Genomic DNA, 17,021 nt, shown 5'->3' with positions numbered 1-17,021 from the left:
ATAAAAACAATGACACCAAATAAGAATTATGAAAAATTGAAAGACTCCTATTTGTTTCATAATATTGCGCAAAAAATAAAGATATACACGGAACAGAACCCAGATACATATTTGTACCGGATGGGAATTGGCGACGTATCACTACCGCTGTGTAGAGCTGTCATTTCAGAACTGCATAAGGCAGTCGATGATCAGTCAGAAAAGAAAACATTTCACGGGTATATGCCAGAATGCGGAGATCCGTTGCTGCGTCATAATATTGCACAATTTTATCAGAAAAGAGGAGTAGCGATTTCGGAAGAGGAAGTTTTTGTTTCCAGTGGCGCAAGCGATGAACTGGGAGATATCTTAGATTTATTTGGACCGGGGCAGAAAACGCTAATTATGGAACCAACATATCCGGCTTATGTGGATGCGAACATCATTGCGGGAAATCAAATCATTCATGTTCCTTCCGGAAAAGAAAATCATTTTCTTCCAATGCCGGACTGGTCAGTACAGGCAGACATTATTTATTTGTGTTCACCCAATAATCCGACAGGAGCAGTATATAATCGCACGCAGTTAAAGGAATGGGTTGACTATGCAAATGAGATAAATGCAGTTATTTTATTTGATGCTGCTTATGAAGCATTTATAGAGGAAAAAAAGATTCCCCATAGTATTTTTGAAATAGAAGGTGCGGATACCTGTGCTATTGAGATATGTTCTCTGTCTAAAACGGCAGGATTTACTGGAACAAGATGTGGATACACAATTTTGCCTCAAAAACTTGTGCGGGGAGGAATGAAGTTACAGCAGATGTGGGTTCGTAACCGAACAACTAAAACGAATGGAGTATCTTATATTATTCAGAAGGGAGCGGCAGCAATTTTTACAGACGAAGGGCAAAAACAGATTCGGGAAAACATTGCTGTTTATAAGAAAAATGCAGCCTGCTTTATGCGGGCATTGGACGAACTTGGAATTTGGTACTGTGGAGGGAAAAATGCACCGTATATATGGATGCAGTGTCCAAAAGATATGGGAAGCTGGGAATTTTTTGAAGAATTACTTTGCAAAATACAGGTTGTAGGAACACCAGGCGAAGGTTTTGGAGCCTGTGGTGAAGGGTATTTTCGATTTTCTACATTCGGATCATTGGAAGATACGGAGGAAGCAGTAAAACGATTAAAGATACTTCTAAAATCAGGCATATAGAAAAATCTTGGATAGTGTATTGCTATCTGAATTGGAATAATGTTATAATCTTATTTATAAAAGTTTGTAAACAGCAACAGGTAAAGTAGGTGGCATCTTGAAGAATAAGATTAAACAATTTGCAAAAGGAAATTTTCAGATTTCGCGGCCGGAAATATATTTCCCACAGACACATTTGGAACTTCTGATTGGAGAAGGAGAGATATATCAGGGCAGCTTCCGCATAGAAAACCGTCTGGATGGAGATATCAGAGGGCTGGTATATCCATCCTCTTTTCGTATCAATTGTGTGGAATCAGGTTTTGAAGGGGCTTCTGTAGAAGTTCATTTTACCTATGATGGACGAGGACTGGAACCGGGATTTGTAGAACGGGGAACATTTACTGTTGTGACGAATGGAGGCGAGTATGAACTTACCTTTACGGCTATTGTAGAGAAGCCGTTTGTCATGACATCCTGTGGGAAAATACAGTCATTGAAAGAGTTTCGGGAACTTGCCTATCAGGATTTCGGAGAAGCGCATCGTTTGTTTCGCTCCAGAGCGTTTTATGATGTACTGAAATATGAGGAAAAATGGATTTATTCTCTGTATGATAATATGCGCAAATGGTCTTTGAGCGAGCAGGCGTTGGAAGAATTTCTTGTTGGTACGAAGCAGAAAGAACGGATTTTTCTGTCTTTTCAGGAAGAAGAACGTGAATTTGAAAATATATTAGAAGCGACAAAAGACGAGATCCATCTGGAGAAAAATACATGGGGACATCTGACAGCTTATGTGCGTGTAGAAGGGAAGTTTTTGAAAGTTGCGCGCAGTCAGATTGTAATAGATGATTTTGTTGGGAATCAATGCAGCCTTCCGTATATCATAGAGGAGGATGGGCTTCACCAGGGCTATAATTATGGGCGGATTTATGTGGATACACCGTATGAAGAAATCTGCTGTGAGATTACAGTACATCAGGCTTTATTGAATCCAAGAAAAGAGAGAGAAGAAGAGTTTATTCTGGCGCAGACACTGAAAGGCTATCTCGGTGTTGAGGCAGGACGCATGGAGAAAAGTATCTGGGCAGAAGAGGCGGTAAATAGTTTTCAGAAATTAAGAGAACTGGCGCCGGAACAGGAAATCTATCAATTGATGCTGGCCCATGTATATCTGATTGGCGAGAAGAGAGAAGAAGCGAGATGGCTTCTGGAGCATTACAACTATAAGAAGTCAGATCTTGGACATACTCCGGAGAGAGCGCTTTATTATTTGTATTTGATGCTGCTGCTGGATCCGGAAGAGGAACAAAGACGTAAAGTAACAGAAGAGATGCGAAGGCTCCACACCAAATTTCCGCATAACTGGCGTATTGCTATGATGTTGCTCGAAACCGATAGCGTCTATGAAAATACGTCTGCTAAGATACGGATGATGGAGAGGCAGTTTGAAAATGGAGCGCACAGCCTTATCTTTTATCTTCAGGCGTTTCGGTATTTAAAAGAGCGTCCGGACTGCTTAAAACAGCTTAACACATTTGAAATCCAGGTTGTTAATTTTGCGGTAAAATATCAGATCTGCGGCGAAGAGATGGCAGTTCAGACAGCGGAGTTAGCATGTCAGAAGAAGAATTTTGACGAAAGCCTGTATCGGTTATTGGTAAAATGCTATAAGAAGTATCATATACCTGCTATTTTGCAGGCAATCTGTGTCCAATTGATCAAAGGCCAGCATATGGAGAGCTGCTATCATATTTGGTTTGAAAAGGCTATTGAAGAAGGATTGAAGATTGCACAGCTTTATGAATATTATATGTTTAGCCTGGAAGAGAAAAGAGTGAGTGGAAAGTTACCGCGTACAATCTACCTTTATTTTCTGCATGGCAACACACTGAATGACAGGAAGGCGGCTCTTTTATATGCGAATATCATTACTTACGAACCGGAAGATAGTTCTGTTTATGAAAGTTATCGAGAGCGCATCGAAGCATTTGCATGGAACCAGTTGGAGAAAAGAAGGATCAGTGAAGAATTAAGGATTATTTATCGGAGATTTTTTACGGAAGAAGGCATGACGCCAAAGCGAATGGAAGCGCTTTATGATATTTGCCACGCGTATCTTGTGACAACAACTCAGCCGGGAATGAAATATGTGCTTGTGCTGGAAGCAGATGGAACAATTAGTCAGCGGACAGCCTATGACCGGGAAGATGGTGCAATTGTTTTTTTAAAACAAAAAGATTCCAGAATTGTTTGGGAAGGACAAAATGGCTGGCATTATGCGGATTCCATTCCGTTTGAGAGTATACGTTTGTTTTACGAACAGAAATTCCTGGAGTTGAGCCGTCATTACAATGATACGACTCAGGTTGAAGGAAGAGAGCGCAAAGGAAGAGAACTTTCATTTGAAAACCTTCGCAAATACGGAATGGAGCAATATGAAGAAGAAAACGTCTTCTGTATCTGCAGTAAACGAATCCGGGAAGAGAATTACGAAGAAGATGATTTTCTGAGTTATCTCTGCTATACACTGTTTGAATTAGGACAGTACGATAAAGTGACATTGACATATCTGGCGAATTTCTATTGCGGACCGACAGAACATATGAAAGACCTCTGGTATGCAGCAAAGCAGTATGAAGTGAATACAAAGAAACTGGCAGAACGGATTATAACTCAGATGCTGTTTTCAGAAGCAATGTATCACGAAGAGAAGATCTTTCAGGACTACTATGATGGAGTTTCTTATTTCAGGATTAAGCAGGCGTACCTGGCATTTGTCAGCCGGGAATATGTGCTGCGGGATCGAATGGTAGATCAATGTGTGTTCCAGATTATGGAAGATGAATATGGCGCAGAAGAGGAACTGGCAGATATTTGCAAGATTGCGCTTTTGAAGCGCTATTCGGGAGAAAATCTGGCGGGACGGGAAGAAAAGCTCTTCGGATGGCTTCGGGAAATGTGTATGAAAGGACTTGTATTCCCATTCTATCTGACATATCCGGAAGCCTGGCTTCGGGAAGTTCAGTTATTTGATAAGATACTGATTCAGTATAAGGCGAAACATGCAGACAGCAGAGTGAAGCTTCATTATCAGATCGTAAGAGATGAGCAGGAAGGCGTTGGCTTTGAAGCAGAGATTCTGATTCCGACTTATGAAAATGTTTATGTAAAAGAGTTTACTTTATATAAAGATGAAAGACTTCGGTATTATTTCCGGGAAACTGCTGCAGATGGAAGTACAACGACGGAGAAGCGTTCTTATGTGAAACGAAAATGGGCGCATGCAGGCAAATATGGGAAATTAAATGAAATCTCGCTTCTGCCTCAAGAAAAGAGGAAAGAAGCAATGCAGTCGTATGCGCTTGAAGACGCGCTGGCAGATAAATTGTTCCAGGTATATTAATCAAGAGAAGGGGAAATACAGTTCGATGAAAGGTATGATGATAGGCTACGATTTAAATGAATATGGCTGTCAGATCAGCTATTTTGATGAGGCAGAGAGAGAGCCGGCTACCCTGGAAGTGGCAGTAGATAATTATCAGATTCCGCTGGTGATCGGTTATCATGATCATACATGGTTTTACGGAAAGCGGGCGAGAAGGCTTGCTGTTGTTAAAGAGGGATATACTGTAGATGATCTTTGGAATAAAGCAATGGCTCAGGAAAAAATTACATATGAGGATCAGACATATGAAGCGGTATGGCTTCTTGCCAGATTTATCGAAATGTCACTGAAGAGTTTTGAGGATATCAGTGTGATCGTGTTTACGTTACCGAAAGTAAATGAAGACATTGTTCAGATGCTGAAAGGTATTGCCCAGCGGATAGGAATTGAGAGAAAAAATATTTATGTGCAGGATTACAAAGAAAGCTTTTGCTATTATATGTTTTATCAGCCAAAAGAGCTGTGGCAGTATGAATCCGCATTGCTGTACTGCGATCGGAAAGAAATCCGGGCATTTATGCTAAAGAAGTTAAAAACAGCATTTGATAAAGGGAGAGATCCGTTTGTTACAGTGGAAGAGGTAGCGAATATTCGGATGGAAGAATTAAAAGCAGTGTTTCCGATGACAGATGAGGAGAAAGCAGCAGAAGCAGATGCCAGATTTCGTACTTTTGTTCAGGGGGTGTTTGAGAAGAGGCTGATTTCTTCTGTCTATTTGACAGGTGAAGGATTTGATCAAAACTGGTATCCGAGTTCTCTGAAAGTTATCTGTAACGGCCGGCGTGCATTTCAGGGAAATAACCTTTACAGTAAAGGAGCGTGTTATGCGGCATACAGGCGCGGAATGGAGTTTGAAGAAGGGCCGGTATATCTGGATGATACAAAAATGACAGAGCAGATTTCTTTGAAAGTTCGAAGAAGAGGAGGAGATGTCTGGCAGCCGGTTGTAAACTGGGGAGCGCACTGGTATGAATCTGATTGCCAGTTAGAAGCACTTTTGACGGATGGAGAGGCGATTGAAATACGAATTGATTCGCTGGCGTCCGGAGAGAGTCGTATTGAAGAGATATCTCTTGACGGTCTTTCTGTGAATCAGCCTTATACCGTGCGGGTACAGATGAAAATGCTGTTTCAGGATGACAGAACCCTGAAAGTTATAGTAGAAGATATGGGATTGGGCGAGTTCTTTCCGGCGGCAGGATTTGCTGCGGAGAAACTGATCCGGTTAGGAGGAAGCAATGGGCAGTTTAATTCTTTGTCACAGTAAGAAAGCGTCTCAGCCATACGAGATCACAAGGATACACAGAAGGATTTATACGTTGGAAGAACTCTGCTACTATATTTCCAATAACCTGTATCTGATCGATTATACAGTGATGAACGAACAGCTTTGTGACTGGATTGAAGAAGAACTTGATATGAAAGATATGGCGTATACATTGAAAAGCGCGATCAAACGGCATGGAGCAGTAGAACAGTTTGTTTTGACAATTTTGAAACATTCCGGTATTTATACAAAGTCCGAAATACTTCAAATCCAGAATGTACTTGAAAAATTAAAAAATCAAAAAGAGATTGAACGAAAAAAATATATGGGTGACAATCTCCTTGCAAGTGGTGAAGTCCGAGAGGCAATATTAGTGTATCAATCCATTGTTTATGGAGAAACGGATGAATCGGTGGATGGAACCTTTTATGGTAATGTATACGGATGTCTCGGCGCAGCTTATGGGAAGCTGTTTCTGTATGAAGAAGCTGCACGCATGTACGAAAATGCATTTCAGATCTGCGAAGAAGAAAGCATGCTCATATCCTATATTTACTGTTGCAAGAATTATATGACAACGGAGGCGTATCAGCAGCTTCTCGGAAAGAGTACTGTTTATATTGGGATTGACCGGGAACTTCGTGAAATGTCAGAAGCGCTGGCTGAAAAGATTCAAGTAGATGATTCTGAGCAGCTTCTGGAAAAATGGCGTGAAAAGTACCGGAAAAACATGTGATATGAAAGAGAACTTATAAAGTATGTACAATATATAAGAAAAACTAATATAAGTATTTGAAAATAAATAATAAGTAAAGCGTAGACAAGGCAGGCGGATATGTTGATTTTCCGCCTGCCTTGTATTATAATCGAATCGTAAGCGGGGCATAAAATGTGTACTGCGATATCATAAACAAATGAATGAAAAGCGAAAGGAACTGGTGGACACGTATGAAAAAATTAGAACAGCTTTACGAAGGAAAAGCAAAGAAAGTATTTGCAACAGAGGATCCGGATATCGTAATTGTTGATTACAAAGATGATGCGACAGCTTTCAACGGTGAGAAAAAAGGTACGATCGTTGGAAAAGGTGTTGTCAACAACCGTATGACAAACTACATTTTCAAAGTTCTGGAAGAAAAAGGAGTTCCGACACATCTTGTAGAAGAACTGAGTGACCGTGAGACGGCTGTTAAGAAAGTAGAGATCGTTCCTCTTGAAGTAATCATACGTAATGTAGCAGCAGGAAGCTTCTCTAAGAGACTTGGAATCGAAGAAGGAACAAAGCTTCTCTGCCCGACACTGGAATTCAGTTATAAAGATGACGAGCTGGGTGATCCGCTCATTAACAGCTATTTTGCAAAAGCAATTGGAGCTGCAACACAGGAGGAGATCGATAAGATTACAGAATATGCATTTAAAGTAAATGATGTTCTGAAAGAATTCTTCCTTGCAGCAGGAATTGAACTGATTGACTTCAAGATTGAATTTGGACGCTATCATGGACAGATTATTCTTGCTGATGAAGTTTCTCCGGATACATGCAGACTTTGGGATGTGAAGACACATGAGAAGCTTGATAAAGACCGTTTCAGAAGAGATCTTGGTAATGTAGAAGATGCTTACCAGGAAGTATTTAAACGAATCGGAATTCAGTAAGGAGTTATTGATGCGAAGAGAAAAGAAATATGAGACAGCAGATTCCGGATTACATGAAGAATGTGGTGTATTCGGAGCGTATGATTTTGATGGAGAGGATGTTTCATCTTCGATCTATTATGCATTGTTTGCGCTGCAGCATCGCGGACAGCAGTCTTGTGGGATTGCAGTGACAGATACAAAAGGAGTTTGTGGAGTACAGACGAAAAAAGGCATGGGGCTTGTTAGCGAAGTGTTTCAAGAGGAGATGCTGGATGAGTTATGCGGTAATCTTGGCGTAGGTCATGTACAGTATTCGGCGGATAAGGGTTCCAATGTGGCGAATGCCCAGCCGCTTGTAATTAATTATGTAAAAGGAACGCTGGCAATTTCTTACAATGGAAGTCTTGTTAATGCAGCTCAGCTGAAACATGAGCTGGAATATACAGGAGCAATTTTCCAGACAAGCAATGATTCAGAAGTGATTGCATATCACATCGCGCGTGAACGTCTTCATGCAAAGACAGCGGAAGAGGCTGTTGCACATGCAATGGGCAAGATGCAGGGAGCTTATGCGCTGATCATTGCCAGCCCGCGTAAAATGATCGGTGTACGTGATCCGTACGGATTGAAACCACTTTGCATTGGGAAAAGAGGAAATGCGTATTATTTGGCGTCAGAAAGCTGTGCCCTTTCTGCAATCGGAGCAGATTTTGTCCGAGATGTAGAACCGGGAGAGATTGTGACGATTATGAATGGAGAATTGTCTTCAGATAAAACAATGGCAATTCCGAAGGAAAAACAGGCGAGATGTATTTTCGAATACATTTACTTTGCGAGACCAGATAGTACGATTGATGGAATGAATGTGTATCATTCTCGAATCCTTGCCGGAAAGGCACTTGCAGAATGCTATCCGGTGGAAGCAGACCTTGTTGTCGGTGTGCCGGATTCGGGAATCGCAGCTGCGAAAGGATATGCAGAAGGTTCCGGAATTCCGTATGGTATTGCTTTCCATAAGAATAGTTATGTTGGAAGAACATTTATTAAACCAAAACAAAGTCAGAGAGAATCCAGTGTAAAGATTAAACTGAATGTAATTGAAGAGGTTGTACGAGGGAAACGGATCGTTATGGTAGATGATTCTATTGTGCGAGGTACAACATGTGCCAATATCATCAAGATGTTAAAAGCAGCAGGGGCAAAGGAAGTACATGTAAGAATCAGCTCACCGCCGTTTTTATATCCTTGTTATTTCGGTACAGATGTGCCGTCCAATAAAGATCTGATTGCTCATACACATACGCAGGAAGAAATTCGTGAGTTGATCGGTGCAGATTCTCTTGGTTATATGAAAATTGAGAAGTTGCAGGAGACAGTTGGAGATATCTGTTTCTGTGATGCATGCTTTACAGGAAACTATCCAATGGAGATTCCAAAACAGGAGGAAGAATAATTGAGTCATAATAGATATCAGAGCCCATTATCAGAACGTTATGCAAGTCCGCAGATGCAGTATATTTTTTCACCGGATATGAAGTTTCGAACATGGAGAAGATTATGGATCGCACTTGCAGAAACAGAGAAAGAGCTGGGACTGCCAATTACGGAAGAGCAGATTGAAGAATTAAAGGCCCATGCGGAAGACATTAACTATGATGTGGCAAAAGAACGAGAGAAAATTGTGCGCCATGATGTTATGTCTCATGTATATGCTTATGGACAGCAATGCCCGAAAGCAAAGGGAATCATTCATCTTGGAGCAACATCTTGCTATGTAGGGGATAATACAGATATTATCATCATGGCAGAAGCTTTGAAGCTTGTAAAAAGCAAATTAATTAATGTGATTTCAGAATTGGCTAAGTTTGCGGATGAATATAAAGCACAGCCGACATTGGCATTCACACATTTTCAGCCGGCACAGCCGACAACCGTTGGAAAACGTGCTACGCTCTGGCTGCAGGAATTCCTTATGGATCTGGAAGATTTGGAATATGTGCTTGGAAGCTTAAAACTGCTTGGCTCCAAAGGAACAACGGGAACACAGGCGAGCTTTAAGGAATTGTTTGATGGAGATGAAGAAAAAATCAATCAGGTTGATTCGATGATTGCGAAGAAGATGGGATTTGCAAACTGCTATCCGGTATCCGGACAGACTTATTCACGAAAAGTGGATACGAGAGTATTGAATGTTTTGGCTGGAATTGCAGCGAGCGCGCATAAAATGTCGAATGATATCCGACTTCTTCAGCATTTGAAGGAAGTAGAAGAACCTTTTGAAAAAACACAGATTGGATCATCTGCTATGGCATATAAGAGAAACCCAATGCGCAGCGAACGTATTGCATCTTTGGCGAGATATGTTATGATCGATGCATTGAATCCGGCAATCACTTCTGCGACGCAGTGGTTTGAAAGAACACTGGATGATTCTGCAAATAAGCGCCTCAGTGTACCGGAAGGATTTCTTGCGATTGATGGCATTCTTGATCTCTGCATGAATGTTGTGGATGGACTTGTTGTGTATCCAAAAGTCATTGAGAAACGTTTGATGTCAGAACTGCCATTTATGGCGACAGAAAATATTATGATGGATGCGGTAAAAGCAGGAGGAGACCGTCAGGAACTCCATGAGCGTATTCGTGAACTGTCTATGGAAGCAGGAAAGAACGTCAAAGAAAAAGGTCTGGATAATAACTTATTGGAATTAATTGCAGCAGATCCGGCATTTAAATTGTCTCTTGAAGATCTGAAAGCAGCAATGGAGCCGTCCAGATATACAGGACGTGCGAAAGAACAGGTAGAAATGTTCTTGAATGAAGTGGTTAATCCGGTACTGGAAGTTAATAAAGACCTTCTTGGTATGACAGCAGAAATTAATGTCTAACAAGTTGAGAAGGAATTTTATATTTTATCAAAACAAACAATGTAAAGCAAAAGAAGAGATCAGATATATTCTGGTCTCTTTTGCAATTTAGAAAATAAGTTGTTTTTGTGGAAAATGTATATGTTAATAAAAAAACACTTTACTTAATTAAAGTGTATAGAGGGAATAATTGCTAAAAAAAGTATAAATAAATTGTGAAATAAGAATAAAAAAGTTTGTCTAAATAATATCAGTCTTTTTTAAGAATGAATAAAATGGGAAAAAATGCACAAAAAAGCAAATAAAAAACCATTTTTATTGAATAATATGCTTAAAAGTGCTATTATAAGTGAGTACAATAATTTGTTTAGTTTATCAATAGGACAAAGGAGGGTGTTTTATGCAGCAACTAAATGAGTTTGTAGTATCAATTAATGACGCGTTAACAGGGTATATCCTGATTATCGCACTGTTTGTAGCAGGTATCTGGTTCTCTTTCCGACTGAAGTTTATTCAGGTCAGAGGATTTGGAGAAGGGATGCGAAGAACATTTGGCGGGCTTTTTAGCAAGAAAGGCGAAGCCGGTAAGGATGGTATGTCCTCTTTCCAGGCATTGGCAACAGCAATTGCCGCACAGGTAGGTACCGGTAATATTGCCGGTGCAGCAACAGCGATTGCAGTTGGAGGACCGGGAGCAATTTTCTGGATGTGGATTGCAGCATTTTTAGGTATGGCTACAATTTACTGTGAGGCTTTGATGGCTCAGAAGTATAAACAGGTGGGCAAAGACGGTACAGTGACCGGAGGTCCGGTATATTATATCCGTGCAGCTTTCCCGAATGGCTTTGGTAAAGTTCTTGCAGCAATTTTTGCAGTACTGATTGTATTTGCACTTGGATTTATGGGAAATGCAGTACAGTCCAATTCTATCGCAGCTTCATTCCATACAGCATTTGGAATTCCACAGATCGCAACAGGTGTTGTTGTAGCAGTGATTGCAGTATTTGTGTTTAGCGGCGGTATGAAACGAATTGCAAAAGTTACAGAAACAATCGTTCCGATTATGGCAGCTCTTTATATTGTAGGTGCGCTGATTGTTATATTTGCAAACATCGGAGCACTTCCGGGAGTGATCCGTGATATCTTTGTAGGAGCATTTAATCCATCAGCAGTAGCAGGAGGCGCGATGGGTGCTACAATAAAGCTTGCAGTTCAGAAAGGTGTAGGACGTGGATTGTTCTCCAATGAAGCTGGTATGGGTTCCACACCGCATGCACACGCAGTAGCGAAAGTAAATCATCCGGTAGAACAGGGATTCGTTGCCATGATTGGTGTATTTATTGATACGTTTATCGTATTAAACTTAACAGCATTTGTTATCCTGACAACAGGAAGCCGCGCAACAGGCTTGACAGGTGCAGAGCTTTCACAGTATGCATTCTCATCTTTCTTTGGAAAAGCGGGAGATATCTTTATTGCGATTTGCATGTTTTTCTTTGCATTTTCTACAATTGTCGGATGGTATTTCTTCGGTGAAGCAAATATTCGTTATCTGTTTGGGCCAAAAGCGATTAAATTCTATATTCCGCTCGTATGTCTTTGTGTTGTAGCAGGTTCACTTGGCGAGGTTAACCTGGTTTGGAACATGGCAGACTGCTTTAACAGTTTAATGGTAGTACCGAACATTATCGGTCTGCTTGCTTTAAGCAAAGTGATCCAAAATGTACATAATGACTATTTTAAGACACATACATTAGGGAAAAAGAAAAATAAATAACGAAAAAACTCGAAAAAAACAAAAAAAGAACTAGCATTATTACGAAAGCTGTGTTATAATCAACTCAAGTCATAGAGAGAATGATTAAAGAAAAAGTTCTTATAGAAAAACTAAATAGTAGGATGAATTTTCCAGTGAGAGAGTCGCAAGGCCGCCGAAGATGCAAACCATATATAAGTTGGTGAAACTTTCAGGCAAAAGGAACAGGAAAAGGACTACGTTCTGAATGAAGTTTTGAATTTCGAGACAAAGACAGAAAGGGGACTGCTTGGAGGCTCATGGGCTATAAGTGGTTCCTTTTTTTACAACAGGTGGTTGAAACATGAAAAACAAGTTTATTATCATTACAAATAATCCGCTTGTCAAAGAAGAATTAGGTGGATTATATAATGTTGAATATTTTGAAATCTCATATGAGGATATTCTCAAAACAGTGAGAGACAGAATCTATAAAGGACATGAGTTACTGACACATCCATTGTCGGGAAGCGTTAAGCCGAATGAGACTCCGTATAAATCAATCATGATTTCTGAGGATGTCAGAGGGCTTGATGTAAGCCAGATGAGAATTATCGAATCTGCAATTCAGTCCTGCAAGAAGTTTCAGTTCAAGTCTGACAAGTATGCTCCGGAAGTTTATGAAGATTTTCAGGTAGTGGATCTGACACTGATTTCCAGTGCGCTTCCGTCAGCGACTGCATGGTAAAAGGCTGTATGGGTACGTAAGTGCCTTAGCAACATACACACATATTTTTATAAGGAGGGAATTACAGTGAGAAGACTAGAAGTAGGTCACATCTTCATTAAAGACATTCAGTTTGGATCAGAGTCCAAAATCGTTGATGGTGTTCTTTATGTTGACGAAGAAGCTGTAAAGGCAGTTGTCCTTGAGGACGAAAAAATCAAAAGCGTAAAACTTGATATTGCAAGACCAGGAGAGAGCGTACGTATCACTCCGGTTAAAGACGTAATCGAACCACGTGTTAAAGTGGAAGGCCGTGGAGGAATTTTCCCGGGAGTTATCGCTAAAGTTGACACAGTTGGAGAAGGAAAAACATATGCATTAAAAGGCATGGCAGTTGTTACAGCTGGTAAAATCGTTGGTTTCCAGGAAGGTATCATCGATATGACAGGCCCGGGTGCACAGTACACACCATTCTCTAAATTAAACAACTTAGTAGTTGTTTGTGAACCAGTTGATGATATCAAACAGCATGATTATGAAGCAGCTGTAAGATTTGCAGGATTCAGAGTAGCATGCTACTTAGGTGAATTAGCTCGTGAACTTACTCCAGACGAGACAAAAGTATATGAATCTTACGGAGTAATGGAAGGTAAAGAAAAATTCCCGAATCTTCCGAGAGTTGCTTATGTACAGATGTTACAGAGCCAGGGTCTTCTTCATGACACATATGTATACGGCGTTGACGCTAAGAAAACATTATCTACAATCATGACAACAACAGAAAGCATGGACGGTGCAATCGTTTCAGGTAACTGTGTATCTGCTTGTGATAAAAACCCTACATATGTACATGAAAACAACCAGGTTGTTCAGGAATTATTTGAAAAACATGGTAAAGAAATCAACTTTGTTTGCCATATCCTTACAAATGAGAACGTTTACCTTGCTGACAAACAGCGTTCATCTGACTGGACAGCAAAACTTTGCCGTTTCTTAGATTTAGACGGTGTAATCGTATCTCAGGAAGGTTTCGGTAACCCGGATACTGACCTTATCATGAATACAAAGAAGATCGAAGCTGAAGGTGTTAAGACAGTTATCATCACAGATGAGTATGCTGGACGTGACGGAAAATCTCAGTCACTTGCAGATGCTGATGCTGCTGCAGATGCTGTAGTAACAGGCGGAAATGCAAACCAGGTTATCGTTCTTCCTAAACTTGATAAAGTAATCGGAACATTAGATTACGTTAACACTATCGCTGGTGGTAATGAACACAGTTTACGCGAAGATGGAAGCATTGAAGTAGAGATTCAGGCAATCACAGGCGCTACAAACGAAACTGGATTTAGCTACTTAACAGCCAGATAGTGAAGGAGGAGAATTAGAATGTTAAAAGCAGTACATTATATTAACCAGTTCTTCGCTAATATTGGTGGAGAAGAAAAAGCTGATTACCCGGTTGAAGTTCGCGTTGGCGAAGTAGTAGGACCTGGTTTAGCTTTAAAACAGGGTCTGGAAGGTGAAGTAGAAATCGTTGCTACTATCATCTGCGGTGACTCTTACTTCAATGAAAATCTTGAAGCAGCTAAAGCTGAAATCCTTGCAGCTGTAAAAGAACAGAATCCAGATGTATTCATCGCTGGACCGGCTTTCAACGCTGGACGTTACGGTGTAGCTTGTGGAACAATCTGTGACGCTGTTCAGGAAGAATTAGGAATTCCGGCAGTTACAGGTATGTACGTAGAGAACCCAGGTGCTGATATGTTCAAACAGAAAGTTTACACAGTACCTACAAAGAACAGTGCAGCTGGTATGAGAGATGCTATGAAGAAACTTGTTCCATTAGCATTAAAACTTGCTAAGAAAGAGCCAATCGGTGCTTCTTGCCAGGACAACTATATGCCAAACGGTGTTCGTGTGAACTTCTTTGAAAAAGAAACAGGTTCTAAACGTGCTGTTGATATGCTTATGAAGAAATTAGCTGGTAAACCATTCGAAACAGAGTATCCAATGCCAAGTTTCGACCGTGTTGCTCCAAACCCGGCTATTAAAGATCTTTCTAAAGCTACAATCGCTTTAGTTACATCTGGTGGTATCGTTCCGAAAGGAAATCCAGACCATATTGAAGCATCTAATGCATCTCACTACGGTGAATATGACATTACAGGTGTTATGGACTTAACAGAAGCTGAATACGAGACAGCTCATGGTGGATACGATCCAGTATACGCTAATGAAGATGCAGACCGCGTTCTTCCGGTTGACGTTCTTCGTCAGTTCGAGAAAGAAGGCAAAATCGGTAAGTTACATAACAAATTCTACACAACAGTTGGTAACGGTACAGCTGTAAAATCTTCTTTAGCATTTGCTGAAGAATTTTCACAGAAACTGATCGCTGACGGCGTAGATGCAGTTATCTTAACTTCTACTTGAGGTACTTGTACACGTTGCGGTGCAACGATGGTAAAAGGTATCGAAGCAGCTGGAATCCCGGTTGTTCATATTTGTACAGTAACACCTATTTCAATGACAGTTGGAGCTAACAGAATCGTTCCTGCTATTGCTATTCCTCATCCACTTGGAAATCCGGCTCTGGATAAAGATGAAGAATACAAACTGCGTGAAGGAATCGTAGAAAAAGCTCTTAACGCACTGTGCACAGAAGTTGAAGATCAGACGATCTTTGATAAATAATAAATGCTAATGCATTAAGAAAGAAGGAGAAAACGTTATGAGCAAACTTTATGACGTTGTTGTCCTGGGTGCAGGTCCTGCTGGTTTAGCAGCAGGACTGTATGCAGGAAGATCACGCCTTTCTACAGTAATCGTAGAAAAAGGTAAAGACGGTGGACAGATCGCTATTACAGATGAGATCGAGAACTATCCTGGACAGACAGTAGAAGGTGAAAGCGGACCTTCACTCATCGCCAGAATGACAGAACAGGCTGCTAAATTCGGTTGTGACAGAGTTGCTGCTACAGTTGAAAAAGTTGTTCTTGAAGGCGATGTAAAAAAAGTTATCACAAGCAAAGGTGAAGAAATCTGCGGTAAGACAATTATTCTTGCTACAGGTGCTCACTCAAGACCGATTGGATGTAAAAACGAGAAAGAATTCATCGGTAGAGGTGTTTCTTACTGTGCTACATGCGATGCTAACTTCTTCGAAGACTTTGAAGTTTTCGTAGTAGGTGGTGGAGACTCAGCAGTAGAGGAAGCTATGTACCTTACAAAATTCGCTCGTAAAGTTACAATCATTCACAGACGTGACGAATTACGTGCTGCAAAATCCATTCAGGAGAAGGCATTCAAGATGAATGACAATGGCAATGGAAAACTTCACTTTATGTGGGATTCTGTTGTTGAAGAAGTTGGCAGTGCTGACGGAGAAGATGGTCTTCTTAACAGAATGATCGTTAAGAATGTTAAAACTGGTGAAACAACAACAGTTGAAGCTGATGAAGAAGATGGATTATTCGGAGTATTCGGATTCATCGGTACAATTCCTAACACAGACGTATTTAAAGATACTGCACTTGAGATGGATGAACGTGGATACATCATTACAGATGAAAACATGAAAACAAATATCCCAGGTGTATACTCAGCAGGTGACGTTCGCGTGAAATCACTTCGCCAGGTTGTTACAGCAGCAGCTGATGGTGCTATCGCAGCAACACAGTGCGAGAAATATCTTGGTGAGCTTGAGTAACAATTGACTAAGTTGATAATCTATGTTATCATGGATTACAGATAAAAAAGTCTGAAAAGGAGGTTGAACGAAATGCTGGAATTAACAAAAGACAACTTCAAAGAAGAAGTTTTAGAGGCAGAAGGCTACATTTTAGTTGACTACTTTGGAGATGGATGTGTTCCGTGTCAGGCATTAATGCCACACGTACATGGCTTTGAAGAAGTTTATGGTGATAAAATTAAATTTACATCATTAAACACAACTAAAGCTCGTCGTCTTGCTATTGGTCAGAAGATCTTAGGTCTTCCTGTTATTGCTATCTACAAAGATGGAGAGAAAGTTGACGAATGTGTGAAAGAAGACGCTACTCCAGAGAACGTAGAAGCAATGATTAAGAAATACTACGCTTAATCAATAGCACCACATTATTTATTACAAGCGCGTACAAACCAACAGGTTTTACGAAT

Annotated in this window: 13 protein-coding genes and 1 riboswitch; all 13 genes read left to right on the top strand. The window is 40.5% G+C overall.

Translation table 11 applies throughout. From position 1 onward, the window contains the following. The first annotated feature begins 9 nt into the window (after positions 1-9). The 13 genes from KFE17_04505 to KFE17_04445 all read left to right on the top strand — a co-directional run bounded on the left by KFE17_04505 (position 10) and on the right by KFE17_04445 (position 16,965). Positions 10-1,200, top strand: coding sequence for an LL-diaminopimelate aminotransferase (locus KFE17_04505; protein ID QUO33015.1), 1,191 nt, complete (start codon positions 10-12; stop codon positions 1,198-1,200). A gap of 97 nt (positions 1,201-1,297) precedes the next feature. Next, positions 1,298-4,585: a hypothetical protein gene (locus tag KFE17_04500; GenBank protein QUO33014.1), complete on the top strand. Its 3,288-nt coding sequence runs from the start codon at positions 1,298-1,300 to the stop codon at positions 4,583-4,585. 25 nt (positions 4,586-4,610) lie between these two features. Next, positions 4,611-5,894 carry a hypothetical protein gene (locus tag KFE17_04495; GenBank protein QUO33013.1) on the top strand — a complete coding sequence of 428 codons (1,284 nt, stop codon included), beginning with the start codon at positions 4,611-4,613 and terminating at the stop codon, positions 5,892-5,894. After that, a complete protein-coding gene (locus KFE17_04490; protein QUO33012.1) occupies positions 5,866-6,630 on the top strand; it encodes a hypothetical protein in 765 nt (254 codons plus the stop codon). Before KFE17_04495 ends, KFE17_04490 begins: the two co-directional genes overlap by 29 nt. Positions 6,631-6,842: 212 nt before the next feature. Continuing rightward, entirely contained in the window at positions 6,843-7,550 is a 708-nt protein-coding gene (locus KFE17_04485) for a phosphoribosylaminoimidazolesuccinocarboxamide synthase (GenBank protein ID QUO33011.1), read from the top strand. Positions 7,551-7,560: 10 nt separating this feature from the next. After that, positions 7,561-8,985, top strand: a complete 1,425-nt coding sequence (purF, locus tag KFE17_04480) for an amidophosphoribosyltransferase (GenBank protein ID QUO33010.1) — start codon at positions 7,561-7,563, stop codon at positions 8,983-8,985. Beyond that, positions 8,986-10,419, top strand: a complete 1,434-nt coding sequence (locus KFE17_04475; protein QUO33009.1) for an adenylosuccinate lyase — start codon at positions 8,986-8,988, stop codon at positions 10,417-10,419. It begins immediately after the preceding gene. Between the two features lie 379 nt (positions 10,420-10,798). Beyond that, positions 10,799-12,175, top strand: a complete 1,377-nt coding sequence (locus KFE17_04470) for a sodium:alanine symporter family protein (protein ID QUO33008.1) — start codon at positions 10,799-10,801, stop codon at positions 12,173-12,175. A 123-nt stretch (positions 12,176-12,298) separates the two neighbouring features. After that, a riboswitch (glycine riboswitch) is annotated at positions 12,299-12,391 on the top strand. A 106-nt stretch (positions 12,392-12,497) separates the two neighbouring features. After that, positions 12,498-12,881 (top strand): GrdX family protein, encoded by a 384-nt coding sequence (locus KFE17_04465; protein ID QUO33007.1) that lies wholly within the window; start codon positions 12,498-12,500, stop codon positions 12,879-12,881. A gap of 66 nt (positions 12,882-12,947) precedes the next feature. Further along, positions 12,948-14,231 (top strand): glycine/sarcosine/betaine reductase component B subunit, encoded by a 1,284-nt coding sequence (locus KFE17_04460; GenBank protein QUO33006.1) that lies wholly within the window; start codon positions 12,948-12,950, stop codon positions 14,229-14,231. A gap of 18 nt (positions 14,232-14,249) precedes the next feature. Continuing rightward, complete coding sequence (gene grdB, locus KFE17_04455; protein QUO33005.1) at positions 14,250-15,557, top strand: glycine reductase complex selenoprotein B; 1,308 nt, start codon at positions 14,250-14,252, stop codon at positions 15,555-15,557. 37 nt (positions 15,558-15,594) lie between these two features. After that, positions 15,595-16,572, top strand: coding sequence for a thioredoxin-disulfide reductase (trxB, locus tag KFE17_04450; GenBank protein QUO33004.1), 978 nt, complete (start codon positions 15,595-15,597; stop codon positions 16,570-16,572). Positions 16,573-16,644: 72 nt separating this feature from the next. Continuing rightward, positions 16,645-16,965 carry a thioredoxin gene (locus KFE17_04445; protein ID QUO33003.1) on the top strand — a complete coding sequence of 107 codons (321 nt, stop codon included), beginning with the start codon at positions 16,645-16,647 and terminating at the stop codon, positions 16,963-16,965. Positions 16,966-17,021 lie beyond the last annotated feature (56 nt).

Source organism: Faecalicatena sp. Marseille-Q4148, from assembly GCA_018228665.1.
Lineage (GTDB): Bacteria > Bacillota > Clostridia > Lachnospirales > Lachnospiraceae > UBA9414.
The sequence above is the reverse complement of the archived record's forward strand: the minus strand, read 5'-3'. Positions and strand labels throughout refer to the sequence as shown.

Bases quoted from the DNA above. Each gene is read 5' to 3' on its own strand.
- KFE17_04505 (QUO33015.1), top strand. From the start codon at position 10: ATGACACCAAATAAGAATTATGAAAAATTGAAAGACTCCTATTTGTTT.
- KFE17_04495 (QUO33013.1), top strand. From the start codon at position 4,611: ATGAAAGGTATGATGATAGGCTACGATTTAAATGAATATGGCTGTCAG.
- KFE17_04490 (QUO33012.1), top strand. From the start codon at position 5,866: ATGGGCAGTTTAATTCTTTGTCACAGTAAGAAAGCGTCTCAGCCATAC.
- KFE17_04485 (QUO33011.1), top strand. From the start codon at position 6,843: ATGAAAAAATTAGAACAGCTTTACGAAGGAAAAGCAAAGAAAGTATTT.
- purF (QUO33010.1), top strand. From the start codon at position 7,561: ATGCGAAGAGAAAAGAAATATGAGACAGCAGATTCCGGATTACATGAA.
- KFE17_04470 (QUO33008.1), top strand. From the start codon at position 10,799: ATGCAGCAACTAAATGAGTTTGTAGTATCAATTAATGACGCGTTAACA.
- KFE17_04465 (QUO33007.1), top strand. From the start codon at position 12,498: ATGAAAAACAAGTTTATTATCATTACAAATAATCCGCTTGTCAAAGAA.
- trxB (QUO33004.1), top strand. From the start codon at position 15,595: ATGAGCAAACTTTATGACGTTGTTGTCCTGGGTGCAGGTCCTGCTGGT.
- KFE17_04445 (QUO33003.1), top strand. From the start codon at position 16,645: ATGCTGGAATTAACAAAAGACAACTTCAAAGAAGAAGTTTTAGAGGCA.